Below are 25,934 nucleotides of genomic sequence, written 5' to 3' on the forward strand. Positions count from 1 at the left end.
GCGCCAGGCTGAGAACCCGCTAGTCAGACCGTCAGCGCCGCGCTCCAGGCAGCCTCGTCCGGGGCGAGGAACACCGTGCTGTATCCGCTGCCGGGGCGGGTTGCCGGGCCGGAGACCACGCGTGCGCCGGCGGTGGTTGAGGCCAGGGTCACGGCGTCGACGCCGGCCTCGGTGGGCGCTTGGAAGGTGAGGGCGTAGCCGCGGAAGCCGTGGCCCGCGGCGTCGACGCCGGCGTCGGTGGCGAGGGCGTCCCGGGTGTAGAGGGACAGGGTCGCGGCGCCGGGGGTGGGCTTGAATTTGGCGAACTTGCCGAAGGCCTTGTCGACTTCGTAGCCGAGGCCGGCGGTGTAGAAGTGCTTGGCGGCCTTCATGTCGGGCACGGCGAGGGTGACGGCGACTTCCTGCGGCGCCAGCGCCGGTCCCGCTGCCGGAGCCGGGTGCGAGCGCTTGAACTTCGCCAGCAGCGGGCTGCCGCTGGTCACGGCCTTCCAGGCGTGGCCGTCGGGGTCGGCGAAGTGCCCGGCGTAGCCCCATGCGGCGCCCTTGCCGGGCTTCACGAGCGTCCCGCCGGCGCGCACCGCGGCGTCCAGCAGGTTGTCGACGGCCTGGGCGGTCGGGAAGATCGCCGAGATCATGAACCCGCGGAACCCGTCGGTCTCGGGCGCCGACCCGACGACCCCCGCCAGATCGTCCCACGGCCGCAGCTCGAGCCGCGGCATCTCCGGACCGCCGAGCCGCACCACAGCCCCACCCTCGTCCCGGCGCTCCACCTGGCAACCCAGCCCCTCGCCATAGAACCGGACCGAACGGTCCAGGTCGTGCACAGCCAGGGTGATCACGTTGACAGCGGTGTACATCTTCACTCTCTCCAACCGGTCGAATGATGTCCTCACCGCTATGACGGATGGAATTCCGAAGATGTGACCGAGTCAGGCAGCCTCGGCGCCGCGTCTCAACGAAGCAGCAACGACCCCGGCGACGTCGGCAACCGCAGCGCGACTCTCCGCGGGCCACGCCAGCCATGTCGTCAGCGCCAAATCCGGCTCGGCCAATGGCAGCCACGGCCAGTCCGGCAGAAGCCGCCGCGCCGAATGCTCGATCAGCAGCACCGCCTCAGCCTTCGCCGCCTGCGCGCACACCAGCGCGTTCTCCGAGAACTGCGCGAAGTGCCAAAGCGGCACCACCCCCGCATCGTGCGCGACGACCACCAACCGATCGTGCACGACCGGAACCTGCTGCCGCCCATGGGCGAGAATCCGCAGCCCGTCCCAATCGCTCAGCCGGCAGAACGCCTTCGCGGCGAGCGCGTGCCCGGGCCGCACCGCCAACCCCATCGGCACCTCGAAAAGTAGCGCCGCACGCAGCCCACCACTCGGCGGCTCCCGCACGATCCCCAGATCCAGATGCCCATCCCGAATCAGCTTCAACTGCTCGGCACTACTCGCCTCGGTAATGCTGATCGCGATGTGCGGCAGACGCTCCTCCACCTCCGCGAGGGCCCGCATCAGCTGCTGTGCCGGCACACCCTGCGGAATCCCCAAGCTCACGATGTCGCGGACCACAGAGTCGCCAGCCCGCACCACATCGCGCGTCGCATCAGCCAGCCGGAGCAGCAGCAACGCGTGACGATGCAAAGCCGTCCCCGCCGCCGTCAACGACGTGCCACGCGAAGTGCGCTCGAACAACGACGTCCCGAGATCCCGCTCCAGCTGCCGAAGCTGCCGGCTCAAAGACGGTTGAGTGAGATGCAGCCGTTCCGCGGCCCGCGCCATAGCGCCCTCTTCCGCGACAGCGACGAAGTACCTGAGATGACGCAGTTCCACGAGCCCTTATTCTCCGTCGCTCTGCCCGTCAGGCATAGCCCCGCAGACAAGCGGGCATTGGACGCGCCCTGTCAACCCCGATCTACTCGGTGAGTCAATTCACGCACACACCCCAATCGGCGGTCCGCGAAGCGCCCCCGGAAGGGAATCACCGTTGAACAGTCACTACGACGTCATCGTCGCCGGAGGCGGCTCCGCCGGCATCGCGGCCGCCATCGGCGCGCGCCGGACCGGAGCCCGCACCCTACTGATCGAGCGCGGCCCTTGCTTAGGCGGCGCCGCCACACTGCGCAACGTCGTGACCTACTGCGGCCTGCACACCCAGCAACGCCGCCAGGTCGTCTTCGGCGTCGCCGAGGAGATGCTGGCAGGTCTGCGCGCCCTGAACGCCGTGAGCGACCCGACCTCCTTCAAGGCCGTCGCAGTGGTCTTCGATCCCGAAGCCGTCAAGCGCGTCGCCGACGAACTGTGCGAGCAGGCCGGCGTCGAGGTGCTTCTCCACTCCCACATCTGCGCCGCCACGCGCGACGACGACCGCATCACGACCGTGCAGGTAGCCAATCACTCCGGCTTCCAGGAGTACACGGCCGAGGCCTTCGTCGACGCCAGCGGCGAAGCAGACCTCGGCCACCTCGCAGGAGCCGAGGTCCGCTACGGCAACGACGGCTGGGTCCTCAACGGCACTCTCGGCGTCCGCTTCGGAGGCATACCGTCGGACGCAGCCATGACGCGCGAGGCACTGTCCGACGCAGTCCGCGCGGCCAAGGCATCAGGCGCCTCCGAGGAACTCACCAGCCATACCGGACTGATCGCTCGCATGCCAGTGTCGAACGACGTCATCACCTACCTCGCCGACGAGAGCTACGACGCGCGCAGCGCAGTCGACACCAGCCGCGCCGAACGCAGCGCCCGACGCCAGGCGCAGGCTTATCTCCGCGTCCTGAAGTCCTTGCCCGGCTGCGAAAACGCCTACATCGTGAGCACGGGCCCTGAAATGGGTACGCGCGAGTCCCGCCACCTTACCGGACGAATGCAGCTCACTGAGAAAGACGTGCTTCAGCCCGCTCCCACAGCCGGCTGCGCCGCCGTCGGAGCCTGGCCGATCGAGTCCCACCCCGGACCGGGACTGCCTGTCGAATGGCAGTACATTGATGATCCCGGCTACTACGGGATACCCCTGGACGTCCTGTGGAGCAGGAACACTTCCAACCTTTTCGCCGCCGGCCGCACCGTAGACGGAGACCGCGGTGCCGGCGCCTCGCTCCGCGTGATGGGCACCGCCTTCGCCACCGGTCAGGCAGCCGGCGTAGCCGCCGCCTTCACCGCCGCCAAGAGCGACGTCACACCGGACGCCGTACGCCGCGAACTCGACCGCCAGGGAGCTCACCTTCCGGACTGAGCATCGCAGGGCGCTACACGGCGTCCCGCGCGGGCTACGAACGCTCACCCAACGCCTGACGCGCGACCAACGAAGCATGCAGCTCGCCCACATCCTCGGTCCGATGCGCCGACAAGCCTGTCAGCTCACTGATGCGCCGCAGCCGGTAGTCGACCGTGTTGGGATGGACGTGCAGCGCATTCGCCGTCGCGCGCCGATCGCGATCCACCCCGAGGTACGTCTGCAACGTGGTCAGCAACTCAGGCTTCTGAGCCACCGGCTCCAGCCGCGCCGCGAGCGCCGGCAACGCCGCCGAGGGACGGCTGAGCTGGTAGTCGAGCAGCACGTCCGCCAACCGATACAGCCCCGGCTGCCGTCCCGTCGCCCGCACCAGATCGACGATCTCAGCCGTGCGCGCGACCGCCGTCGGCACCTCGGCGACATCGGCGACGGCGACCGCCGCGGTCAGCGGAGCCCCGGCCGCTCCAGCCGCGTCGACAATCAGAGCCCGTAGTCCCTCGTGATCGAGAACCGCAGCATCGTCGTCCAAAGGCATCAGAACCGTGCCACGGTCCGACCGGAACGCCGTCAGACACGGCTGATCCCAGAAGGCGTCCAACGCCTCCCGGACCCGCCGGATCTTCCGCCGCGCCGCGACCCCCGGGGCGGCGGCGTCCTCGTCGGGATGCCGTTCCAGACGCAGTGTCAGCACGGCGTAGCGAGGCGCCGCGCGCACCGTCCCGTCCGGCTCCGCCCCGGACAGCAGCGCCGCCATCAAAGCGTGCCGCCCGCTGTGCTCCTCGCTGTCGATCGTGCGCCGCGCGGCCAGATAGCTTTCCGTGACCGAGCACAGGATCCGGCGCTGGATCTCCAGCAGGATCTCGAGGACCTCGCGCAGATCAGCGTGATCGCCCGGTGTGGCTCCCGCAGACACCTGAGACCACACCATCGCGATGCCGAGCTGATACGCGGCCAGGATCGCGTCCAGCGGCACGCCTTCCTCCGCCCGGCGCTGTGCGGACCGCCGCTGGGCAGCCAACTCCGTCTCGTCCGGGACCCGGCGCGCCTCGATCGCGTCGGCGAACATCCGTACCGAATGCTGCACGATCTCGGCGATGTCGCCGGCGACCTCCTCGCCGGGCAGGTTCGCGTAGACCGGCAACTCCTCGAGCAGCCGTGCCAGCACGCGCCGCGACAGATCCGGCGCCAGCGCCCGCAGATCCGCGGCGACCGGACGTCCGGCGATCCTCAGCGGTCCGGCCGAATCCCCGGTGGTCTTGTGATCCGTCACAGAATCCACCGCCGAAGTCTGGGTTACCGTCCAGTTAATCAGTGCCCGAAGAGTCTGCATGATGACAGGCGACAGCGTCCATCGGTCGAGCCTGTACAGAGCCCGGAGGAGCACCCATCGTGAGAAGTTCACGTACTGTCAAAGCCGCCGTGGGGCTCTGTGCCCTGCTGGGCGCCGTGTCCGTCGCCACCGCGACGTCGGCGGCCGCGCAGGCCGCCGCGACTCCGCAGGTCTACGTCGCGCTCGGCGACTCCATGGCCTCCGGGCCGCTGATCCCGGACCCGACCGGGCAGCTGGCGTGCGCGCGCTCGACCCACAACTACGCGCACGACATGGCCGCCTCGCTCGGCATCCCGGTCCTGCGCGACGTCACTTGCAGCGGTGCCAGCACCTTCCACATGACCAACCCGCAGCCGCTGTCGATCGCCGGGGTCTCCGCCGGCACCGCGCCGCCGCAGTTCGACGCGCTCACCCCCGACACCACGCTGGTCACGCTCACCATCGGCGGCAACGACGTCGGGCTGGTCGGCGTCGCGCAAGCCTGCGAGCAGCTGAACCCCTTCGCAGCACCCTGTGAAGGCAAGTACGTGGTCAACGGGGTCGACTCGGTCGCCGCCCGCAGCGACGCCTTCGCGCCGAAGCTGGCCGCGGTCCTGGCCGGAATCCACCAGCGCTCCCCGCAAGCCCGCGTCCTGGTGACCGGATACGGGCTCTACATCAAGGCCGGCGGCTGCTGGCCGACCCAGCCGCTGCTGGGCTCGGACGCCACCTGGCTGCAGAGCGAGGTCGACTACCTCAACGGCGTCATCGCCACCACCGCGGCCGCCAACGGCGCGACCTACGTCGACGTGCGCACCCCCAGCGCCGGTCACGACTCCTGCCAGAGCGAGAGTGCACGCTGGGTCGAGGGCTTCGTGCCGCTATCGCTGGCCGCCCCGCTGCACCCGAACCAAGCCGGGGAAGCAGCGTACGCGCGCATCGTCGGCGCCGTGGTCGCCAACGGCTGAGCCCGCCGACCATGCGTATGCGTTCCCTGACCAGATCGGCGGCGGGCACGACGCTCGCCGCCGCTCTCGCGGTCGGACTTGCCGCAGGCTTCACCTCACCGGCTGATGCGCAAGATGCCGCCGCCTCGCTCGCCTCCTTGCCCGCCTCCTCGGCCACGCCCTCGTCGGCTCCGTCGCCCGCACACACCGGCTGCGACCCGATCGCCGGCACCGCGTGCCTGCTGCCGTTCCCCGACGACTGGTACACACGTCCGGACCACTCCATCCCGACCGGCCGCCGCATCGACTTCACCGCCTCGGATCTGCCGGTCAGTGCCCTGGCCGGACCCGCCGATCCCACCGCCTGGAACCGCCTCGATGGCTTCTCTCCGGGCTCGGCGCTGGTCCTGACCGTCCCCGGTCTCGATCTCGCAGCCAGCGGTCTGGCGCCGGTCACCGACATCGGCCGCTCGCTCGTCGCCGACGCGCCGATCGTCATCATCGACGAGACCACCGGCGCGCGCTGGCCCTACTGGGCCGAAATCGACGCCAACGACCCGCAGCACCGCGCGCTGCTCGTGCATCCCGCCCGCGACTTCCTCGACGGCCACCACTACGCCGTCGGCATCAGGAATCTGCGATCCGCGACCGGCGCGAAGATCCCAGCACCGGCACCGTTCGCCCGAATCCTCAGCCACCAGCTGCCCAAACAAGATCCGCTGTCGGAGCGACAGCGTGAACTCAAGCCGGTGCTCACCACACTGCGCCGCAACGGCGTGCGTACCTCAGACCTCTACCTTGCCTGGGACTTCACCGTCGCCAGCACCGCGAGCCTGACCGGCGACCTCACCTCGATCCGCGACAACGCCTTTGCCCGCCTCGGATCCGCCGCGCCGACGTACACCGTCACCTCCGTGACCGACCTGACCGCGACTCAGGACCCGAATATTGCCCGCGTCGTCGAGGGCACGATCCAACTCCCCAGCTACTTGTCCCAACCCGGCGGACCCACCGGCTCGGTGTTCAACCGGGGACCCAACGGCCGTCCCGCGCAGCTCCCCGGCAACATCCAGACCGCCGACTTCCGTTGCGAGATCCCGCGCGCGGCGTGGACGAAGCCCTCGCAAGCCGCGCTCTACGGTCATGGTCTGCTCGGCAGCCGCAACGAGGTCGGGTCGGGCAATGTGAAGGCCATGGCCGGCGAGCACGACTTCACCTTCTGCGCGACCGACTGGATCGGGATGGCTGCGGACGATCCGAACACTGTCATAGCGGCGCTGGCGAACCTCAGCGCGTTCCCGGAAGTCACCGAGCGCACGCAGCAAGGCGTCCTGAACGCCTTGTTCCTCGGCCGCGATCTGGTCAACCCGGCTGGCTTCGCCGCTTCCCCGGCGTTCCGGACTGCCGACGGCCGCTCCCTGCTCGACAGCCGCGCCGGCGTGGTCTACGACGGCAACAGCCAGGGCGGCATCCTCGGCGGCGTGCTGGTCGCGGTCTCCCCGGACGTGAAGCGCGCCGTCCTGGGCGTCACCGCGATGAACTACAGCATCCTGCTGAACCGGTCTGTCGACTTCACCGAGCTGCAACCGGCGCTGGACGCCGGATACCCCGACAAGCTCCAACAGCAGATCGTGTTCCAGCTCATGCAGATGCTCTGGGACCACGCCGAGACCGACGGCTACGCCCAACACCTCACCGACGGCCACGAAGTCCTGATGGACGTCGCGTTCGGCGACCACCAGGTGGCGAACGTGGCGGCGGACGTCGAGGCGCGGACCATCGGCGCACGGCTGCACGTGCCCGCGCTCGCCTCCGGCCGCTCGCCGGACACCGCTCCGTACTGGGGCATCGCGCCGATGATCGGCCCGGCATATAAGGGTTCGGCGATGGTGGTCTGGGACAGCGGCACGCCCCCGGCGCCCCTGACGAACACCGCCCCGACCGGACCGCAGTACGGCCACGACCCGCACGAGGATCCCCGCAACTCGCCGGCGGTGCGGCTGCAGAAGGCCGTGTTCCTCACCACCGGTGTGGTCATCGACGTCTGCGGCAGTGCGCCATGCGCCGAGCCGCCGGTGTCGTGACAGTGGCGCAGCAGTTTCCTCGTCCCCTGAGAAAGGACATCCCGACATGAGGCATCGTCTGTGGTCGTGGCGCATCGCCGTGACCGCCGCGCTGCTCGCCCTGCTTCCCTTGGCTTCCGCGTCGGCGGCGAGCTGGACGCGGCTGCCCGCGTACCAGACATGGACGCTGGTCACCGCACTCGAGCGCGGCCAAGGTGTCTCGACCGACGGTACCTACTACTACTTCTCCGGCACGTACTCCCTGGACAAGGCCACGGTCAACGGGATCAACGACGTCGCCACCAACGCGGCGGCCATTCCCTCCCAGCTCTCCTCGCAGTACGGCTCGAACCACATCGGCGACACCGACTATTACGGCGGCTACGTCGTCGCCCCGATCGAGGACGGCAGCGCCTACCAGCATCCGCTGCTGGCGCTGTTCAACGCCTCGGACCTGAGCTACACCGGCCGCTATGTGCAGCTGCCGCTGAACCTCATGCCCGGCGGAGTGCCGTGGGTCGCTATCGACGCCGCGGCAGGCTTGGTCTACACCGCGCCGTGGAATCAGAGCACTGCCGACGGTAGCGACCATCTGGTCGTCTACAGCCTGAATGCTCTGTTGACCCTGCCGACCGGAGCGGCGCTTCCCGTGCTGCGCACCGTGCAGCTCTCGCCGCCGCTGAGCCGGATCCAGGGCGCGAAGATGTGGCACGGCCGGCTGTGGGCCTCAGCCGACATCGACGGCGACAAGTCGGTCTGGACGATCGATCCGACCACCGGCGCCACCGCGTGGCAGTTCGCGCAGGACGTGCAGCCCAACGATGAGGTCGAAGGTCTGGTCGCCCTCGACATCGGACCCTCCGGCGGACAGCTGCACATCCTGAACGTCGGGTCCGGATGGAAGTCGATCTTCTTGTACTTCCAGCACTACGCGCTCAACTGAGCGCCGTGCCAGGATTCCTGAGCAGGGAACGGGATCCGGGCTTGGAGGGGGAAAGAAGATGGCTGCTTTCACACGACGAACACAGGTGGTCGCGGCTCTTCTCGGACTGGCGGCGGCGACCGCGGTGAGCGGATGCGCGAGCGTCGGCGACGTGTCGGTGCCACCGTCCACGTCCTCGGTGTCCGAACCGGTCGTGACGGTCTCGCCCGGTCAGGCGGTCGTCAACTTCACGTTCGCAGGTTCGGGAACGATGGCCGCCACGCCCGCCACCCTGAACCAGGAACTGGCCATCCTCAAACAACGCGTCAGCGCGCAGAAGCTGGACGGCACCACGGTCGCCGTCGCCCCCGACGGACGCGGCATCGAGGTGCGAGGCCCGGCCGCCGACAAGGCCGAGCTGCTGATGCTGGGACGCGCCGGCGTCCTGGAGTTCCGGCCGGTCCTCACCACCGACGCCGGGAGCGCCGCCACCGCCGGGTCGGCGCCGCAGAGTGTGTCCGGCGCGGTGTGGAAGCAGTTCACGATGCTCGACTGCAAAAACACGCAGCCGACCGATGCGAAGCCGAGCGCGCAGATCGCCGCCTGCCAGAGCGACGGCTCGCAGAAGTTCGTCCTGGACGCCGCGGCGGTCAGCGGGGCGGCGGTCAGCGCGGCCGGCGCGGCGAGCGGTCCGGCGGGGACGTGGCAGGTGAACGTCACCCTCACCAGCCAGGGCGCCGCGCAGTTCGCTCAGCTGACCACCCGGCTGGCCGGGACCGGCGGCGCGGTCGCGATCACCGTGGACGGGATCGTCTACTCGGCGCCGATGATCCAGGACCCCATCACCGACGGCGCCATGCTGATCAGCGGTGGTTTCACGCAGCCGACGGCGCAGAGCCTGGCCGCGATTCTGCAAAGCGGCACGCTGCCGGTGCCGCTGAGCATGACCTCGGTCGGCACCGCGGGCTGACGGCGCGGCCCCCGTCGTGCGAGGGCGGTTGCAAGCCGTGACTACAACCCCAGCGACTTGGCGACCACCGACTTCATCACCTCGCTCGTGCCGCCGTAGATCCGGAACACGCGGTTGTCGGTGTAGAGCTTGGCGATCGGGAATTCCAGCATGTAGCCGTAGCCGCCGTGCAGCTGCAGGCACTTGTCGATGACCCGGCCGGCCATCTCAGTGGTGAACAGCTTCACCGACGCGGCGTCGGCGACCGACAGCTCGTCGGCCTCGTACAGGTCCATCGCGCGGTCGATCATCGCCTGTCCGGCGCTGACTTCCGAGGAGCATTCGGCGAGCACGAATTTCGTGTTCTGGAACGAGGCGACCGGCGTGCCGAAGACGTCGCGCTCCTTGGTGTAGCCGATCGCGAACTGGATGGCGGCGTCGGCGGCGGCCACCGCGGACACCGCGATGCCCAGGCGCTCGGGAATCAGGTTGTGGGTCAGGTAGGAGAAGGCCTTGCCCTCCTCGCCGAGCAGGTCCTCGACCGGGACCTTCACGTCGGTGAAGGACAGCTCGGCGGTGTCGGAGGTGCGCAGGCCGATCTTTTCCAGCTTGCGGCCGACCACGTAGCCCTCGGACTTGGTGTCCACGACCAGGATCGACAGGCCGGCGCGGCGGTTGTCCGGGTCGTGCGGCGCGGTGCGCGCCACCACCAGGACGCGGTCGGCCAGCACGCCGCCGGTGATGAAGGTCTTGGCGCCGTTGAGGACGTAGTGCGTTCCGTCCTCCGACAGCTTCGCAGTGGTCTTGATGCCCGCCAGGTCGCTGCCGGTACCCGGCTCGGTCATGGCGATCGCGGTCATCATCGCGCCGGAGACGAAGTCCGGCAGCCAGCGCTGCTTCTGCTTGGCGTCGGCGAACTCCATCAGGTACGGCAACACCAGTCCGGTGTGCACCGAGGAGCCGCCGAAGCTCACGCCGGCGCGCATCAGCTCCTCGGTGGTGACGGCCTGGTACTTGAAGCCGTTGGCCTCGCCGGCGCCGCCGTACTCCTCGGGCACCTCGATGCCGAACAGGCCCAGCTCGCCGAGCCGGTAGTAGAACTCGCGCGGGGCGTGTCCCCGCTTCTCCCATTCGGGGTAGACCGGGACGACCTCCTCGGCGATGAAATCCCTGATCATCTCGCGGAAGGCCTCGTGGTCTTCGGTGTAGACGGAACGGCGCACGGTGGGTGTCTCCTGTCGTCGGGCTCGGCGGCTCCCTTCAGCTTCGCGGTCGGCGCGGCGCGGGGCTAGTCGGGGAGGTTGCCGCGTATTACTCGCCGACGTATATTTGCCGACGAGTAATCACGAGACGAGGAACCCGTGGCCACCAAACGCAAGGTCGACAACCTGCTCGCGCTCGCGGTGCTGGCCACCGTCGTCCAGCGGCCGATGCACCGCTACGAGATCGCCTCGCTGATCCGCGCCCACGGCAAGGACCAGCAGATGGACGTCAAATGGGGGTCGCTGTACACGGTCGTGCAGAACCTCGCCAAGCACGGGTTCCTGGAAGTCGTCGGGACCAGCCGGCAGGGCGCGCGCCCGGAGCGGACCGTCTATGAGATCACCGATGCCGGAAAGCAGGAGCTGACGGACTGGACCCGCGAGCTGATCGGCACGCCCGCCCCGGAGCACACGCACTTCGCCGCCGGGCTGTCGGTCCAGATGATCCTGCCGCCGGCCGAGGTCACGGAGCTGCTTCAGGCACGGCTCGCAGCGCTGGAGGAGGGGATCAGCGCGCGCAAGCACGCGCTGGCCAAGACGCTGGAGACCGTGCCGCGGCTGTTCCTCGTCGAGGACGAGTACGCCCTGGCGATGGTCGAGGCCGAGGCGGCGTGGGTGCGCGGACTGCTGGGGGAGCTGACCTCCGGCACGTTCCCGGACCTGGACGCCTGGCGCGGCTTTCACGAAGGCGCCGGGTGGCCCGCGGAAATGCTCGAACTCCACGAAAGGGGTTCGAGCCTGGACTAGCGAAGAATCCCGGCGGCGATGCGCCAACACCGCCGCCGGGACCTGCTCTCGAACCGACGTCCGCACGGGCGGATCCCGGCCACGAGGTGCCGACCCCAGGATAACGGGAGGCCTTCCGGGCGTGACGTCGGCGCCGCGACACGCGGCGCATCATCACGCACTGCGGAGGGATCCCATGTCCACAGCACAGAAAACCCGTACCGCGCTGGTCATCGGCGGCGGCATCGCCGGTCCCGTGACGGCCACGGCGCTGCACAAGGCCGGCATCCAGGCCATTGTCTATGAGGCGCACGCCGAACTCGGCGAGGGCATCGGCGGCGGCCTCGCGCTCGCCCCGAACGGCATGGCAGCGCTGGACACCATCGGCGTCGGCGACGCGGTCCGCGCCGCGGCCACCCCGATCGCCGGCACCCGGATGGCGATCGACGGCAAAATCCACGAGCTGCCGAGCCTGGCCGGCGTCGAGCCGCTGCAGATCGTCGGCCGCGGCGACCTGCACCGGCTGCTGCGAGAGCGCGCGCTCGAGGCAGGCGTCGGCTTCGAGTACGGCAAGCGCCTGATCGAGGCCACCGAGACCGCCGACGGCGTCGAAGCCCGATTCGCCGACGGCACAACGGCTTCCGCCGACGTCCTGATCGGCGCCGACGGCGTGCGCTCGACAGTACGAACCCTGATAGACCCGGCAGCCCCCGGCGCGGACTACACCGGACTGCTCAGCTTCCAGGGCTACGTCGACGCCGCCCCCGACCTCGACGTCGAACCGGGCATGATGACGTTCGCATTCGGCAAGCGCGCCTACTACCTGTACTGGAAGCAGGCCGACGGGCGGCTGACGTGGGGCGCCAACCTCCCGTCCAAGACCTACATGTCCCTGACCGAAGCCCGCGCGATCCCCGCCGACAAGTGGCTCCGCCGCCTCCGCGACACCTACCGCGACGACACCCCCGGCCACCTCCTCGCCGACCGCACCACCCCCGACACCCTCGACATCACCGGCGCCATCCACATCATGCCGCCCGTCCCCCACTGGCACACCGCCCGCGTGGCCCTGGTCGGCGACGCCGTCCACGCCCCCTCCAACAGCACCGGCCAAGGCGCCTCCCTAGCCATCGAAAGCGCACTCCACCTAGCACGCACCCTCCGCGACATCCCCAACCCCGCCACCGCCTTCGCCACCTACGAAACCCTCCGCCGCCCCCGCGTCGAACGCATCACCAAACGCGGCGCCCGCACGAACCGCAAGAAGACACCAGGCCCACTCGGCCGCAAGGTGATGCACGCAACCATGCCGCTGTTCTTCAAACTGATGAACTTCGACAAGGTACTGGGCTGGGAGCAGCGATACCGGATCGACTGGGAGGCACCGGTGCGCTGAGGATGCGCGGGCACGAATGGCACGGCGGCGGATGATTGAGAGCCTGCGATCCGCCGCCTGCCACCCGCGACGGGCTGCCCATGATCGCGAGCCTGATGCCTGCGAACTCGGACCGGCCGCCTGCCACTGGCGATCAGCCGCCTGCGAACTGCGGCCTGCCACCCGCGATCGGTGGCCACCTGCGATCGGCTGCTACCAACTATCTGCCGCCTGCGATCGCCTGCCGCCAGCTATCTGCGGTCTGCCACCTGCGATCCGGGGTCTGCCACCTGCGATCGGCTGCCACCAGCTATCTACCGCCTGCCATCGGCGGTCTGCCGCTGCGATTGTCTGCCTGCTGCCTGCTGCCTGCTGCCTGCTGCCTGCTGCCTGCTGCCTGCTGCCTGCTGCCTGCTGCCTGCTGCCTGGGATCTGCGATCAGCCATCTGCGATTCCGAGGCTGCCGCCCGCGATCTTGCCGGCTGTCTGCCGCTGGCGATTCGCGAGCGGCTGCGGTCTCGCCGGGCGGTGCGCTTGGTGTGCGCTTATCTCTGGTGTGGCTGCCTGAGCTGGTCAGGCTCCTGATTCTTCTCGCCGGGTCGTCGTGAAGCGGGTCCGGTACTCGCTTGGGGTTGTTCCCAGGTGTTTGGCGAAGACGCGGCGGAGGGTTTCGTCGCTGCCCAGGCCGCTGGTGCGGGCGGCGGTGGTGACGGTGTGGCCGGTGAGGAGGAGGTGCCGGGCTCGGTCGAGGCGGACGGTTTCCAGCCAGCGGGCGGGGGTGGTGTTGAGTTCGGTGTGGAACAGGCGGGTGAGGTGGCGGGGGCTGACGGCGGCGCGGGATGCCATGGCGGGGAGGGTGTGGTCGGCGGCGGGGTCGGCCAGGACGGCGGCGATCAGGGTGCGGAGGGTGTCGGTGTGCGGGGGTGGGGTGGTCAGGGCGGTGGAGAACTGGGATTGGCCGCCGGGGCGTTGGAGGAAGACCACGAGTTCGCGGGCGACGGCGCGTGCCGCGTCGGCGCCGTGGTCCTCCTCGACCAGGGCCAGGGTCAGGTCGATGCCGGCGCTGATGCCCGCTGAGGTGACATAGCGGCCGTCGCGGATGTGGATCGCGTCCGGTTCGACGTGGACGCGCGGGTAGCTGCGGGCCAGGCGTTCGGCGTGACGCCAGTGGGTCGTCGCACGGCGGTCGTCGAGCAGGCCCAGTTCTGCCAGGGCGAAGGCGCCGGTGCACACCGATGCGACGCGTGGAGCGGAGTCAGCCACCTCGGCGATCGTGTCCAGGAGCTTGAGCTCGATCGGCTGCTCGGCGAGTCGATCGCCGCCAGCGACCAGGACCGTGTCGAGCGCTCCGGCGTCGGCGGCGGTCACCGAGCCAGTCAGCGCCAGCCCGCTTGACGTGGCGACCGAACCGCCGCGCGGCGAGACCAGCACCAGCTCATAAGGCTCCGCGACGCGTCCCGCCTGGTGCAGCACCTCCGACGGGCCGCTGACGTCCAGCATCGTGACTCCGTCGAAAACCACGAGCCCGGCCCGGTGCCTCATGGCCAGATCTGTGGGGTATGTGGCTGAAAGGACATGGCTCCACCCTACGCCGCCCGGCGAGGCTGGACTCATGACCACCACCACCACGATCGCCGGCATCCCGATCCCCGACAGCGCCCTCGCCCGCGAGGCGACCGACCTGGTCCGCGACGCCGCCTCACCGCTGCTGTTCCACCACTCCCGCCGCGTGTTCCTGTGGGGCGCGCTGCGCGGCCGCGACCAAGGCCTCGCCTTCGATCCCGAGCTCCTCTACGTCGGCGCGCTGTTCCACGACCTCGGCCTGACGCCGCGCTTCGCCCGCGCCGACCAGCGCTTCGAGCTCGACGGCGCCGACGAGGCGCGCCGCTTCCTGACCGCGCACGGCATCGCCGCCGAGCCCGCCGACCGGGTCTGGACCGCCATCGCCCTGCACACCACCCCCGAGATCCCGCTTCACATGGCGCCGGAGATCGCCCTGGTCACCCGCGGCGTCGAGCTGGACGTCCTGGGCCTGGGCTACGCCGCACTCCCGGACGCCGAGCGGGACGCCGTCGTGGCAGCCCACCCACGTCCGGACTTCAAGAACCAGATCCTCGCCGCCTTCACCGAAGGCATCCGCGACCGTCCCGACACCACCTTCGGCAACGTCAAGGCAGACGTGCTGGAACACTTCGTCCCCGGCTTCGTCCGCGGCGACTTCGTCGAAGTGATTAAGAACTCTGACTGGCCGGAGTGACAAAGGGTGGCGGCTAGAGAACCACAACCGTCTTGCCACGAGCCCCGCCGCCGGCATTACGTGCCAACGCCTCGGGCACCTCGTCCAAGGTGACGGTCCGCTCGATCGGGACCGTGACCCGCCCGGAGGCGACCTCATCAGTGATGCGGGCAAGCAAATCAGGCTTGTCCCGCATCATGAAGTTGGTCACCGAGATCCGCTCGGAGGCGAGCAGCTCCGGCGAGGCGGTGAACGTCGCCGACACCGCCGAGCCGCCGTCCCGCACCAGGTCCGCGTACGCGGTGAACCGAGCCTGATCGCGCGTCAGATCGAGCAGTACGTCCACACCGTCGGGATGGCTCCCGCGTACCAGCTCACTGACATCCTCGACACCGTAATCAATAGTCTGCGACGCACCGAGCCCGCGAATCCACGCGCCTGCCTCAGATCGTGCCGTCGCGATGACCTCAGCTCCCCGCGCCGCAGCCAGCTGCACCGCGAAAACCCCGACCCCGCCGGTCGCGCCGACGATCAGGATCGACTGTCCAGCGCGCAGCTCCACCAGCTCCACAACACCGAGCGCCGTCATCCCCGCCGTGGGGAGCGCGGCGGCAACCTCCGCCGACAAGCCGTCCGGCGTGCGCAGCAAAGCGCCATGGCTGGGGGAGCCGCTGAGGACGGCGTACTCGGCGAACGTCCCACGACCCAACGGAGCGTCGAGAAACTGCCCGTGCACGAGATCCCCGACCACGAATCCATGTACTGACTCACCCACCTCGACGACCCGCCCCGCACCGTCCACGCCCAGAACGAGCGGCTGCGTCGTGGGCAACGGCAACCGCCCCTGCGCGATGTCCAGGTCGATCGGATTGATCGAGGCGGCGCTCAGCCGCACCAGAACCTCCTCCGGACCTGGACTCGCGCCCGGACCCGGTACCGGAAGCTCCGTCAGACCGGGTGTTCCCCCGATTTCGGGTACTGCGATAGCACGCATGGAGATCTCTCCTGTTCCTCGGCCCGCCCGGACACCGGCGGATCGTCGAACCCCAGTCAAGCCGCGCACCGAGCCGAGCTGAAGGACCGCTTCGGTCGCCTTTGATACCGTGGCGGTATGAATGAGGCGGCGCCATGAATGAGCTGGAGACGCGCCAGCTCCGCTACTTCGTCGCGGTGGCGGAGGAGCTGAACTTCGGGCGCGCGGCCGAGCGGCTCGGCATGGCGCAGCCGCCGCTGTCGCGAGCGATCCGCACCCTGGAGCGCCAGCTCGGCGTGGCACTGCTGGAGCGCACAACCCGCCGCGTGACGCTGACGCGCTCCGGCGAAGTGTTCCTGCGCGACGCCCGAACCGCGCTGGACGCGGTCAACGCAGCAGGACGGCGCGCGCAGCACGCAGGCGAAACCACGCCGCACCTGCGCGTCGCCCTGAAAGCGGACGTCGACGGCGGTCTGCTCCCGCGCATCCTGGAGGCGTACGCGGCGCAGCAGACCGGGCAACCGGCCGCGTTGGTCCTGGGACGCTACGGCGAACAATCGGCGGCGCTGCGCGACGGACGCGCCGACGTCGGCCTGCTGCTGGACCCGGCGGACCCCCGAGGTCTGGATTTCGAACCCTTGCGGGACGAGCCGTTCCGGGTAGCCGTCGCAGCCACCGATCCGCTGGCGACCCAATCAGAGGTCTGTCTCGCCGACCTCGCGGGCCGCGTCATGCCCAACGGCGTGCCGGCGGATCAGGGTCCTGTTTCCGAGGACCAGTGCGCCCTGGTTCAGACCGGCCCGGGTTCTCCCGCCTCCGACCTGCCCGAGATCTTCCGTCTCATCGAACTGGGCAGTATCGTCTGTTTCTTCCCTGTCTCGCTCACCGACCGGTATCCGCGCCCTGACATCGTCTACCTCCCGGTCAAGGACCTGCGGCCGGCCACCCTCGCGGTCGCCTGGCCGCAAGACTCGCGCTCGCCGGCGGTGGCGGCGTTCGTGCGCGCCGCCACCGCGGTCGCGGCGGCCGACCGGCGGCTCAGGGGTGATAGATCTCCTGCAGCGCTGTGATCTGGTGCTGCGCGTCGTCCTGGTAGTAGAAGTACGGCGTGCTGACCACCTGGTGGTCGACCAGCCAGTCCGCGGCGACGGTCTGCAGGTTGTTGTCCAGCTGGACGATCTGGACCTGGGCGCCGGGGCGCACCGGGACCGTGGCGCTGCTGGTCGGCGTGTAGTCGACGTCCTTGTCGTTGGCCGGGTCGACCGTGCAGTCCACGAACGAGATGCTCAGGCTGGTGGTCCCGTCCTGGCTCGTCGTGGCCGAGTTCAGCTTCAGGAACCCGTTCATCGCGGTGGGGTGGGAGCACGGCTTGCGGTCGCTGATGTCGGTCGAAGGCGTCGAGGACGATGGGGACGGCGCGGGCACGGAAAGGGAGGGTGCTGAGGAAGCCGAAGAAGCAGCCGTACTCGATCCGCACGCCGCAGCCAGCACGAGCACACCGGAACCGAGCAGCGAAACGGCACAACGACGGCGGTTCATGACAGACTCCCGTGTCAAGGCTTTCAGCGGTACCAGGGACGTCAGAGCCGCGCCGAATGTTCGTGTGCCCCCGAGGCGCCGATGCTACCAACCGCCGCGTGGCGCCCCGGATCGTCGTTGAGGTTGCCGCCGTCCTCTCCTTAGACGCCGAAAGCGGCTCCTCGGTTACACCGGCCGCCGACCGGAGTCCGCCGTCTACTCCGCCCGCGCCGGCGGCCCGCTCACCGCCGGATCCATCTCCGCGGTCCGATGCGGCCGGCTCTTGCGCAGCAGCAGATTGATCGTCAGCGCCGTCCATCCCGTCTGGTGCGAAGCCCCGATCCCGGCGCCGGTGTCGCCGTGGAAGTACTCGTGGAACGGGATCTGGTCGTGCCAGGCGGCGTCCTCCTGGAACAGCTTCTCGTCGCCGAACACCGGACGGTGCCCCGCCTCGTCGTTCAGGAAGACGCCGACCAGCCGGTGGGCCAGGTCGTCGGCGATCGTGCCGTACGTGGCCTGATTTTCCGAGCCGGTCGGGTACTGGAAGGTGATGTGGTCACCGAAGAAGTCCTGGTGCCGGTCCAGGGCGTCGATGAGCAGGTAGTTCATCGGGAACCAGACCGGTCCGCGCCAGTTGCTGTTGCCGCCGAACATCGTGGTGTGCGACTCGCCGGGCTCGTAGCTGACGCTGTAGTCGGTGCCGTTGACGTTCAGCCGGAACGGCTGGTCCTTGTGGATCCGGGACAGCGCGCGCAGCCCGTGCTCGGAGAGGAACTCGCCCTCGTCGAGCATCCGCGCCAGAACCCGAGGGCGCTGCTCGAACGTCATCATCGTCAGCAGCCGGTGCGACTTGTTCATGTCGACGCAGCCCATCAGCAGATCGGCCTTGTCCGTCTGGTTCTCGAAGAACCACTTCACCCGCTTGCGCAGCTCCGGGACGGCGTCCATCGCCTCGGCGCTCACCGAGGTGGTGGCCACCAGCGGCAGCAGACCGACGACCGAGCGGACCTTCATCGGGATGTTGATGCCGTCGCGGGTGCGCAGCACGTCGTAGAAGAAGCCGTCCTCCTCGTTCCACAGCCCGATCTTGTTCGCCGCGGCGGCGATCAGGCCGAAGTGCTCGAAGAACTTCATCACCAGCTCGCGGTAGACCGGGTCGTGCTCGGCCAGGACCAGCGCGATCTCCATGAGGTTCAGCGAGTACATCGCCATCCACGCGGTGCCGTCGCTCTGCTCCAGCAGGTCCCCGGCCGGCACGCCGGCGCCCCGGTCGAACGGTCCGACGTTGTCCAGGCCCAGGAATCCGCCCTCGAAGACGTTGTTGCCGTCGGCGTCGGCGCGGTTCACCCACCAGGTGAAGTTCATCAGCAGCTTGTGGAACACCCGCTTGAGGAAGACGTGGTCGCGGCAGCCGTCGGCGCGGTAGATCTGCAGCGCCGCCCACGCCTGCACCGGCGGGTTGTCGTCGCTGAACGCCCACTCGTACGCCGCGACCTGCCCGCTGGGGTGCAGGTACCACTCCTGGAGCAGCAACAGCAGCTGCTCCTTGGCCATCTTCGGGTCGACCTCGGCCAGCGCGACGCAGTGGAACGCCAGGTCCCACGCCGCGAACCACGGATACTCCCACGGGTCCGGCATCACGATGACGTCGCGCGCCGACAGCGTCCACCAGTGCTCGTTGCGGCCGTGGCGGCGGCCCTCCGGCGGGTCCGGCTGCGAGGGGTCGCCCTCCAGCCACCGCGAGACGTTGTAGTGGTAGTACTGCTTGGACCACATGAGTCCGGCGACCGCCTGGCGCAGCACGTTCGCCTCGTCGGCGGTGCAGCTGTCCGGGGTCAGCTCCTCGAAGTACTCGTCGGCCTCGGCCTGCCGGCGCGTCATCAGCTCCTCGAAGCCGGTGTCCAGATCCGCCGGGCCCACCGCCTCGCTGTCCGGTCCCTCCGAGCGCAGCCGCAGCCGGATCTCCGCGGTGCCGCCCGCCGGGACGGTCAGGACGTAGTGCAGCGCGCCCTTGGTCCCGCGCCGCTCCGGATTGACCGTGTCCGCGCCGGAAACCACGTGGTCGTTGATCCCGTCCTTGGGATAGCTCGGACCGTCGACGCCCCACAGCCGCTGCGCGTTCGACACGTTGTCGCAGACCAACGCCTCGGGCTCCCCGGAGCCGGTCAGCGCGATCCGCCCGAGCACGCGGTGCTCGCCGACCAGCGTGCCGCCGTCGCCGCTGAGCACCGGCACCGCCTCGCGCCCGGCCAGTCCCCAGGACCAGGTGTTCCGGAACCACAGGTGCGGCAGGACGTGCAGTGTCTCCTCATCCGGGCCCTTGTTCTCCACGTGCACCCGAATGCACATGTCCTCCGGACCGGACTTCGCGTACTCGGCGGTGATCCGCCAGTAGCGGTCGTCCTGGAAGATGCCGGTGTCGACGAGCTCGTACTCCGTGTCCTCGACGCCGCGCGCGCGGTTGGTGTGCACCAGGTCCGTGTAGGGGAACTCGTTCTGCGGGTAGTGATAGCGCCAGCGCATCCACGAATGCGTCGGCGTGGAGTCCAGGTACCACCAGTACTCCTTCGCGTCCTCGCCGTGGTTCCCCTCGTTGCCGGTCAGGCCGAAGGCGCGCTCCTTCAGGATCGGATCGCGGCCGTTCCAGAACGCCAGCGAGAAGCAGAAGTACTGGTTGCTGTCGCTGATACCGGCCAGACCGTCCTCGTTCCAGCGGTACGCACGCGAGCGGGCGTGGTCGTGCGGGAAGGAGTCCCAAGCGGTGCCACCGGGGGAGTAGTCCTCACGGACGGTGCCCCAGGCCCGCTCCGACAGATACGGACCCCACGCACGCCACGGCTCGTTCTCCTCGCCGTCGTACTGGTCCAAACGAGCCTGCTCTGCTGTGGTCACCGCGTGCCCTCGCGTTCCTTGGGTACCGTTGCGGTTCGACCCTACGCAGGGCTTACGAAATGCGCTCGATAACGACGACTGCGAATATGGCGGTCGTGGCGATCTCCAACCCGTACGTTCTAGGCACCCATGTGTGCGGCGACCTCACCGAGGGCGCGGCTCGGGAATGGCTTGTACCCGATGGGGTCGGCGGTTATGCCACGGGTACGGCAAGCGGGCTGCGGACCCGCAGGTATCACGCTCTGTTAGTGGCGGCCGAGAACGGCGGCAGCGCCCGCCGCGTCGCCCTGGCCAGCCTGGACCCGGTGCTGGTCACGCCCTCGGGAACCGAGGTGCGGCTCGCGGTGCACGAATGGGCCTCCGGCGCGGTCTCCCCGGAGGGCCACACCCTGCTGGAGAGCTTCACGCTGGAGCACGGCCTGCCGCGCTGGCGCTGGCGGGTCGGCGACATCGTGCTCGAAGCCGAGCTGGCTCCGGTGCGCGGCCGTCCCGCCTACGGGTACGTCTACCGCCTGCTCGCCGGCGGCCCGGTCACGCTCCGCGTCGAAGCCCTCTGCACCTGGCGCGACCAGCACGGCGACCGCTTCGCAGGCGGCGGCGATCTGCGCATGCGCCCGACCGCCGACGGCGTCGTGATCGAGGACGCATACCGGCTCGCCGGACCCGGTTGGACTAGTGGCGGCCAGTGGTATCGCGACGTGTACCTGCGCGAGGAAGCAGCACGCGGACTCGGCGCGCGCGAGGACCTGTGGTTCGCAGGATCGTTCTCCGCACCGCTGACCGGGCCCGGCGAGAAGATGCAGCTCACCGCCTGGGCCGGCGACCTCGACGCCACTGCCCCGCCGCCGCCCGCCGCCCGGATCGTCGAAGCAGCTCGCGACCGTGCCGCGGCGATCGCGGCCAAGGGCTCTGACCCGGTCGCCTCGCAGCTGCTGTTGGCCGCCGACGCCTTCGTCATCGACCGAACGGCTGCCGACGGCACGCCGGCTCCGGACGTGGTCGCCGGATACCCGTGGTTCGGGACGTGGTCGCGGGACACGATGGTCTCCTACGACGGGCTGTTCCTCAGTGCCCAGCGTGCCGACGAGGGACGCAGCCTGCTGCGGGCCTACGCCGCGACGCTGTCCGAGGGCATGCTCGCCAACACCGCGGACACCGGCTCGGTCGAGTACAACACCGCCGACGGCACGCTGTGGTTCGTGCACGCGATCGGCCGGCACGTCGCCGCCACCGGCGACGCGGACCTCGCCGCCGAGCTCGCCCCGGCGCTCGAGGGGATCGTTCAGGCGCACCTGGACGGCACCCGTTACGGCATCCGGGTGGACCCCGCGGACTCCCTGCTGACACAAGGCGCCGAGGGTTACGCGCTGACCTGGATGGACGCCCGGGTGAACGGCCGTCCGATCACCCAGCGCGGCGGCAAGGCGGTCGAGATCAACGCGCTGTGGATCAACGCCCTGGGGACGGTCGCCGACCTGTGGAAGGCCGTCGGCCGCGACGCCACCGGCGTCCTGCAGCGGCGCGAGGCGGCGGCCACCTCCTTCCACCGCCGGTTCCCGAACCCCGTGTGCGGGCTCTACGACGTCGTGGACGGCCCGCTCGGCGACGACGCCGCACTGCGTCCGAACCAGCTGCTCGCCTACAGCCTCCCGTACGCGCCGCTGCGCGGACAGGCTCCGGCGCCGATCGTCGGCGAGCAGCTGATGACGCCGCTGGGCCCGCGCACCCTGGCGCCCGGCGACGCGGCGTACCAGCCGCACCACCGCGGCTCCTCCGAGCAGCGCGACGCCGCCTACCACCAGGGCACCGCGTGGCCCTGGCTGCTCGGGCCCTACCACGACGCCGTCGCCGGGGCCGGCGGCCCGGCCGCCGCCGTGTTCGGCGGACTGCCCGGCCATCTCGGGGAGGCCGGGCTCGGCTCGGTCTCCGAGACCGCGGACGGCGCCGCGCCGCACGCCACCACCGGCTGTCCGTTCCAAGCCTGGTCGGTGGCCGAGGCGCTGCGCGGCTGGACCCTGAAGAACGCAGACTGCAGATGAACCGCCAAGCACAACCAAGGGGAGCAACGCCCATGTCCGGACCGCTGCGCGAGCTGACGATGACCAAAGAGGAGAACGACGCGATGGCGCTGGTCCGTGCGACGGTCCCGGCTCCGCCGCGGCCCGCCTCCCGGAGCCTGCGGATCCTGATGCTCTCCTGGGAGTACCCGCCGGTCGTGGTCGGCGGTCTGGGCCGGCACGTCCACGCCCTGGCCCGGAACCTGGTGCGCGCCGGCCACCAAGTCACGGTGGCCACCCGGCACGCGCCCGGGGCGCCGCTGGACGAGATCGTCGAGGGCGTGCGGGTCGTGCGCGCCCCCGACGACCCGCCGGCCATCCCCCTGGACACCCCGCACCTGCTGGCCTGGACCATGGCGTTCAACCACACCCTGACCCGCGCCGCCCTGCACGCCGCCGACACCGGCGAGTACGACCTGGTCCACGCGCACGACTGGCTGGTCACGCACGCCGCGATCACCATGCGCGACCACCTGCGCGTCCCGCTGGTGGCGACCGTGCACGCCACCGAGGCCGGCCGCCACCAGGGCTGGCTGCCCGGCGACCTGAACCGGGCGATCCATTCGGTCGAGTGCTGGCTCGGGGCGGAGGCCGAGCGGGTGCTGGTGTGCTCCAAGTACATGGGACGCGAGGTCGGCGCCCTGCTCGGGGTCCCGGCGGCCAAGACCGAGGTCATCCCCAACGGGGTCGACATCCCGCGCTGGTCGCCGAACCCGGCCGAGGTCGCTGCGGCGCGCTCGCGCTACGCCGGGAACGGACCGCTGATCGGCTTCGCCGGACGGCTGGTCTATGAAAAGGGTGTGCAACACCTTCTGCACGCCGTCCCCGAACTGCGCCGCCGCCACCCCGGACTGCGCGTGGTGATAGCCGGCGACGGACCGCAGCGCGGCGAGCTGGAAGCCACCGCCGGACGCCTGGACCTGCACCATGAGGTCAGCTTCACCGGCTTCGTCCCGGCGCGCGGGCTGTCCTCGACCATGGCCTCCACCGACGCGATGGTCGTGCCGAGCATCTACGAGCCCTTCGGCCTGGTCGCCCTGGAGGCGGCGGCGGCCGGGGCGCCGCTGGCGGTGTCCGAGACCGGCGGGCTGGCCGAGATCGTCGAACCCGGCGTCACCGGCCTGCGGTTCGCCGTCCGGGACGCCGGCGCGCTGACCGAGTCCGTCAGCTCCCTGATCAGCGACCGCGAGGCGGCGCGCACCATGGCCGACGCGGCGCGCACGATGGTCCGCGAGCGATACGGCTGGGACGACGTCGCCGTGGCCACCGCCGAGGTGTACGCGGGCGTGGTCGGCGGAGCCCGGATCAAGCGGCCCGCGAACCTGTGGCGCAGCCCGGTCGTCGTCGAGCGCGAACCGCTGCGCATCCCGGAGGGGAACCTGCTGGAGTCGGCGGGGTTGCTGCCGTGACGTGGAATCGGGGCACGCTGGAGGCCGTCGGCGGCGGGACGCGGGTGGGGGAAGCCGACTGGGCGGCGCAGGCCGCGCCGGCCGCACCGGACGCGCCGGACGAGTCGAGCTACTGGCGGCGCTACGGCGCGCACGTGCAAGCCGACGGCGTCCAGTTCGCGGTGTGGGCGCCGAACGCTCAGCAGGTGAACGTCGAGGGCGACTTCAACGACTGGAATCCGCACCGCGGCGTGGAGCTGCGGCGCGACGACTTCGGGCGCTGGACGGGCTTCGCCCCCGACGCCCGAGCCGGCCACCGCTACAAGTACAAGATCCTCGGCCGCGACGGGGTGTGGCGGCTGAAGGCTGATCCGGTGGCGTTCGCCGCCGAGACTCCGCCCGCCTCGGCGTCGGTCGTGTTCCAGTCGCGGCATCAGTGGGCTGACGAGGCCTGGATGGCGCGCCACCGCGGCGGCGAGCGCTACTCGTTCAACCAGCCGATGTCGGTGTACGAGGTGCACCTGGCATCGTGGCGGCCCGGGCTGTCCTACGACCAGCTCGCCGAACAGCTGGTCGGACACGTCGCCGGGCTCGGCTTCACGCACGTGGAGTTCCTGCCGGTGATGGAGCACCCCTTCGGGGGATCGTGGGGATATCAGACCACTGGCTTCTACGCGCCGACCGCACGCCTCGGCGACCCCGACGGACTGCGGCGGCTCATCGACGCCTTCCACCGCGCCGGAATCGCGGTCATCCTGGACTGGGTCCCGGCGCACTTCCCGCGCGACGACTGGGCTCTGGCGTGGTTCGACGGCGCGCCGCTGTATGAGCACCCTGACCCGCGCCGCGGCGAGCATCCGGACTGGGGCAGCCTGATCTTCGACTTCGGGCATCCGGAGGTACGCGACTTCCTGATCGGCAGCGCGATGTACTGGATCGAGGAGTTCCACGCCGACGGACTCCGGGTCGACGCCGTGTCCTCGATGCTGTTCCTGGACTACTCGCGCGCGCCCGGAACCTGGGAGCCGAACTGCTTCGGCGGCAACGCGAACCTGCAAGCGCTCGACTTCATCAAGATGCTGACGAACGAGATGCACGCACGGCACCCCTCGGTGGTCATGGTCGCCGAGGAGTCGGCGGCCTGGCCGGGAGTCACGCACCCGGTCGCCGACAACGGGCTCGGCTTCGACGTGAAGTGGAGCCTGGGCTGGATGAACGACACACTCGAGGCCCTGACCATCGACCCCCTCTTCCGCCGCTACCACTGGGACGACCTACGGCGCCCCTCCGCCTACGCCTTCATGGAACGCGACCTGCTCCCCCTCTCGCACGACGAGGTGGTGCACGGCAAGGGCTCACTGGCCGCCAAACTCCCCGGCTGGCGCGGGCAACAGAAGGACGGACTGCGCGGACTGCTGGCGTACCAATGGGCCTTCCCCGGCAAGCACCTGCTGTTCATGGGCGCGGAGTTCGCCCAGCGCGGCGAATGGAGCGAGCAGTGGGGACTGGACTGGGCCGACGCCGCCGACGGCGACGGCGTCACCCGCCTGGTCGCCGAGATGAACCGCCTCTACCAGGCCCACCCCGCCCTCTGGTCCCGCGACGACGACCCCGGCGCGACGCACTGGGGCGTCGGCGACGCCGACGGCAACCTGATCTCCTTCGTCCGCTACGGCCGCGCCGAAGACGCCCTGGTCTGCATCACGAACTTCTCCGGCCACCAGATCCGCGACCGCCGCATCGGCCTCCCCTGGGGCGGCACCTGGCACGAAGTCCTGAACACCGACGCACACGACTACGACGGCGCCGGCGTGGGCAACCTCGGCGCAGTCACGGCCGACCCGACGCACGGCCAGGACTGGCTACCGGCTTCAGGAGCGGTGACGATCGGACCGTACGCGACGGTCTGGCTCGCCGGGCGGTACGAGGACTGATACGGCTTCGCGGGTTTTGATACCGGCGCGCGCTGTCTCGTCTTGAGCTTCGAGTCTCAAGCACGGCGCGCGCCGGAACTACGCCTATGCGGTTAAGTCGGTGGGTTTTCAGAAGCTTTTTACGGCTTCGCGCGGGTGTTGATGGCCTCGCAGGGGGCGCA

General features: G+C 69.9%; 20 protein-coding genes. 12 read left to right on the forward strand and 8 right to left on the reverse strand.

The annotated features are described in order from the left end of the window. Positions 1 to 23: 23 nt before the first annotated feature. Positions 24 to 857 (reverse strand): VOC family protein, encoded by an 834-nt coding sequence (locus CACI_RS45620; protein ID WP_012787414.1) that lies wholly within the window; start codon positions 855 to 857, stop codon positions 24 to 26. Between the two features lie 72 nt (positions 858 to 929). After that, positions 930 to 1,823, reverse strand: a complete 894-nt coding sequence (locus CACI_RS15990; protein ID WP_012787415.1) for a LysR family transcriptional regulator — start codon at positions 1,821 to 1,823, stop codon at positions 930 to 932. 154 nt (positions 1,824 to 1,977) lie between these two features. On the opposite strand from CACI_RS15990, the gene CACI_RS15995 reads away from it, so the two are divergent. Then, positions 1,978 to 3,222: an FAD-dependent oxidoreductase gene (locus CACI_RS15995; protein WP_012787416.1), complete on the forward strand. Its 1,245-nt coding sequence runs from the start codon at positions 1,978 to 1,980 to the stop codon at positions 3,220 to 3,222. A 34-nt stretch (positions 3,223 to 3,256) separates the two neighbouring features. Here CACI_RS15995 and CACI_RS16000 read toward each other — a convergent pair whose 3' ends face one another. Continuing rightward, entirely contained in the window at positions 3,257 to 4,552 is a 1,296-nt protein-coding gene (locus tag CACI_RS16000; RefSeq protein WP_012787417.1) for a PucR family transcriptional regulator, read from the reverse strand. 59 nt (positions 4,553 to 4,611) lie between these two features. Here CACI_RS16000 and CACI_RS16005 point away from each other — a divergent pair, with 59 nt between their 5' ends. From CACI_RS16005 to CACI_RS16020, 4 genes are read left to right on the forward strand one after another with little or no spacing between them, the layout of a single operon-like run. Beyond that, a complete protein-coding gene (locus CACI_RS16005; protein ID WP_012787418.1) occupies positions 4,612 to 5,499 on the forward strand; it encodes an SGNH/GDSL hydrolase family protein in 888 nt (295 codons plus the stop codon). 11 nt (positions 5,500 to 5,510) lie between these two features. Beyond that, positions 5,511 to 7,562 carry a hypothetical protein gene (locus CACI_RS16010; protein WP_012787419.1) on the forward strand — a complete coding sequence of 684 codons (2,052 nt, stop codon included), beginning with the start codon at positions 5,511 to 5,513 and terminating at the stop codon, positions 7,560 to 7,562. A gap of 46 nt (positions 7,563 to 7,608) precedes the next feature. Continuing rightward, positions 7,609 to 8,484, forward strand: coding sequence for a hypothetical protein (locus tag CACI_RS16015; RefSeq protein WP_012787420.1), 876 nt, complete (start codon positions 7,609 to 7,611; stop codon positions 8,482 to 8,484). Between the two features lie 58 nt (positions 8,485 to 8,542). Beyond that, positions 8,543 to 9,433 (forward strand): SecDF P1 head subdomain-containing protein, encoded by an 891-nt coding sequence (locus tag CACI_RS16020; protein ID WP_012787421.1) that lies wholly within the window; start codon positions 8,543 to 8,545, stop codon positions 9,431 to 9,433. A 41-nt stretch (positions 9,434 to 9,474) separates the two neighbouring features. Here the strand turns inward: CACI_RS16020 and CACI_RS16025 are convergent, their stop codons facing one another. Beyond that, on the reverse strand, positions 9,475 to 10,635 hold the full coding sequence (locus CACI_RS16025; RefSeq protein WP_012787422.1) for an acyl-CoA dehydrogenase family protein: 1,161 nt from the start codon (positions 10,633 to 10,635) through the stop codon (positions 9,475 to 9,477). 138 nt (positions 10,636 to 10,773) lie between these two features. On the opposite strand from CACI_RS16025, the gene CACI_RS16030 reads away from it, so the two are divergent. After that, entirely contained in the window at positions 10,774 to 11,421 is a 648-nt protein-coding gene (locus CACI_RS16030; protein ID WP_012787423.1) for a PadR family transcriptional regulator, read from the forward strand. A 175-nt stretch (positions 11,422 to 11,596) separates the two neighbouring features. Further along, positions 11,597 to 12,796, forward strand: a complete 1,200-nt coding sequence (locus tag CACI_RS16035; protein ID WP_012787424.1) for an FAD-dependent oxidoreductase — start codon at positions 11,597 to 11,599, stop codon at positions 12,794 to 12,796. A gap of 552 nt (positions 12,797 to 13,348) precedes the next feature. Here CACI_RS16035 and CACI_RS16040 read toward each other — a convergent pair. Next, positions 13,349 to 14,317, reverse strand: coding sequence for a GlxA family transcriptional regulator (locus tag CACI_RS16040; protein ID WP_012787425.1), 969 nt, complete (start codon positions 14,315 to 14,317; stop codon positions 13,349 to 13,351). A gap of 70 nt (positions 14,318 to 14,387) precedes the next feature. Here CACI_RS16040 and CACI_RS16045 point away from each other — a divergent pair, with 70 nt between their 5' ends. Beyond that, positions 14,388 to 15,032 carry an HD domain-containing protein gene (locus CACI_RS16045; protein ID WP_012787426.1) on the forward strand — a complete coding sequence of 215 codons (645 nt, stop codon included), beginning with the start codon at positions 14,388 to 14,390 and terminating at the stop codon, positions 15,030 to 15,032. Positions 15,033 to 15,045: 13 nt separating this feature from the next. On the opposite strand, the gene CACI_RS16050 is transcribed toward CACI_RS16045, so the two are convergent. Continuing rightward, entirely contained in the window at positions 15,046 to 16,005 is a 960-nt protein-coding gene (locus tag CACI_RS16050; RefSeq protein WP_012787427.1) for an NADP-dependent oxidoreductase, read from the reverse strand. Between the two features lie 134 nt (positions 16,006 to 16,139). Here CACI_RS16050 and CACI_RS16055 point away from each other — a divergent pair, with 134 nt between their 5' ends. Then, a complete protein-coding gene (locus CACI_RS16055) occupies positions 16,140 to 17,054 on the forward strand; it encodes a LysR family transcriptional regulator (protein ID WP_012787428.1) in 915 nt (304 codons plus the stop codon). Here CACI_RS16055 and CACI_RS16060 read toward each other — a convergent pair. After that, entirely contained in the window at positions 17,023 to 17,409 is a 387-nt protein-coding gene (locus CACI_RS16060) for a hypothetical protein (protein ID WP_143765264.1), read from the reverse strand. The genes CACI_RS16055 and CACI_RS16060 overlap by 32 nt on opposite strands. Before the next feature lie 309 nt (positions 17,410 to 17,718). Beyond that, the gene (locus CACI_RS16065; RefSeq protein WP_012787430.1) at positions 17,719 to 20,394 is read right to left on the reverse strand and encodes an MGH1-like glycoside hydrolase domain-containing protein; all 2,676 of its coding nucleotides are present in this window, start codon (positions 20,392 to 20,394) and stop codon (positions 17,719 to 17,721) included. An 86-nt stretch (positions 20,395 to 20,480) separates the two neighbouring features. Here CACI_RS16065 and CACI_RS16070 point away from each other — a divergent pair, with 86 nt between their 5' ends. The 3 genes from CACI_RS16070 to glgB are packed head-to-tail and all read left to right on the forward strand — an operon-like array spanning position 20,481 to position 25,773. Continuing rightward, positions 20,481 to 22,433 carry an amylo-alpha-1,6-glucosidase gene (locus CACI_RS16070; protein ID WP_049871591.1) on the forward strand — a complete coding sequence of 651 codons (1,953 nt, stop codon included), beginning with the start codon at positions 20,481 to 20,483 and terminating at the stop codon, positions 22,431 to 22,433. Positions 22,434 to 22,465: 32 nt separating this feature from the next. Next, a complete protein-coding gene (locus CACI_RS16075) occupies positions 22,466 to 23,860 on the forward strand; it encodes a glycosyltransferase family 4 protein (RefSeq protein ID WP_012787432.1) in 1,395 nt (464 codons plus the stop codon). Then, a complete protein-coding gene (glgB, locus tag CACI_RS16080) occupies positions 23,857 to 25,773 on the forward strand; it encodes a 1,4-alpha-glucan branching protein GlgB (RefSeq protein ID WP_012787433.1) in 1,917 nt (638 codons plus the stop codon). The genes CACI_RS16075 and glgB overlap by 4 nt, the downstream gene beginning before the upstream one ends. The last annotated feature ends 161 nt before the right edge of the window (positions 25,774 to 25,934 follow it).

This window comes from Catenulispora acidiphila DSM 44928 (genome assembly GCF_000024025.1).
Classification (GTDB): domain Bacteria; phylum Actinomycetota; class Actinomycetes; order Streptomycetales; family Catenulisporaceae; genus Catenulispora; species Catenulispora acidiphila.

Bases quoted from the DNA above. Each gene is read 5' to 3' on its own strand.
- CACI_RS45620 (WP_012787414.1), bottom strand. From the start codon at position 857: ATGTACACCGCTGTCAACGTGATCACCCTGGCTGTGCACGACCTGGAC.
- CACI_RS16000 (WP_012787417.1), bottom strand. From the start codon at position 4,552: ATGCAGACTCTTCGGGCACTGATTAACTGGACGGTAACCCAGACTTCG.
- CACI_RS16010 (WP_012787419.1), top strand. From the start codon at position 5,511: ATGCGTATGCGTTCCCTGACCAGATCGGCGGCGGGCACGACGCTCGCC.
- CACI_RS16015 (WP_012787420.1), top strand. From the start codon at position 7,609: ATGAGGCATCGTCTGTGGTCGTGGCGCATCGCCGTGACCGCCGCGCTG.
- CACI_RS16020 (WP_012787421.1), top strand. From the start codon at position 8,543: ATGGCTGCTTTCACACGACGAACACAGGTGGTCGCGGCTCTTCTCGGA.
- CACI_RS16035 (WP_012787424.1), top strand. From the start codon at position 11,597: ATGTCCACAGCACAGAAAACCCGTACCGCGCTGGTCATCGGCGGCGGC.
- CACI_RS16040 (WP_012787425.1), bottom strand. From the start codon at position 14,317: ATGAGGCACCGGGCCGGGCTCGTGGTTTTCGACGGAGTCACGATGCTG.
- CACI_RS16045 (WP_012787426.1), top strand. From the start codon at position 14,388: ATGACCACCACCACCACGATCGCCGGCATCCCGATCCCCGACAGCGCC.
- CACI_RS16050 (WP_012787427.1), bottom strand. From the start codon at position 16,005: ATGCGTGCTATCGCAGTACCCGAAATCGGGGGAACACCCGGTCTGACG.
- CACI_RS16055 (WP_012787428.1), top strand. From the start codon at position 16,140: ATGAATGAGCTGGAGACGCGCCAGCTCCGCTACTTCGTCGCGGTGGCG.
- CACI_RS16070 (WP_049871591.1), top strand. From the start codon at position 20,481: ATGGCGGTCGTGGCGATCTCCAACCCGTACGTTCTAGGCACCCATGTG.
- CACI_RS16075 (WP_012787432.1), top strand. From the start codon at position 22,466: ATGTCCGGACCGCTGCGCGAGCTGACGATGACCAAAGAGGAGAACGAC.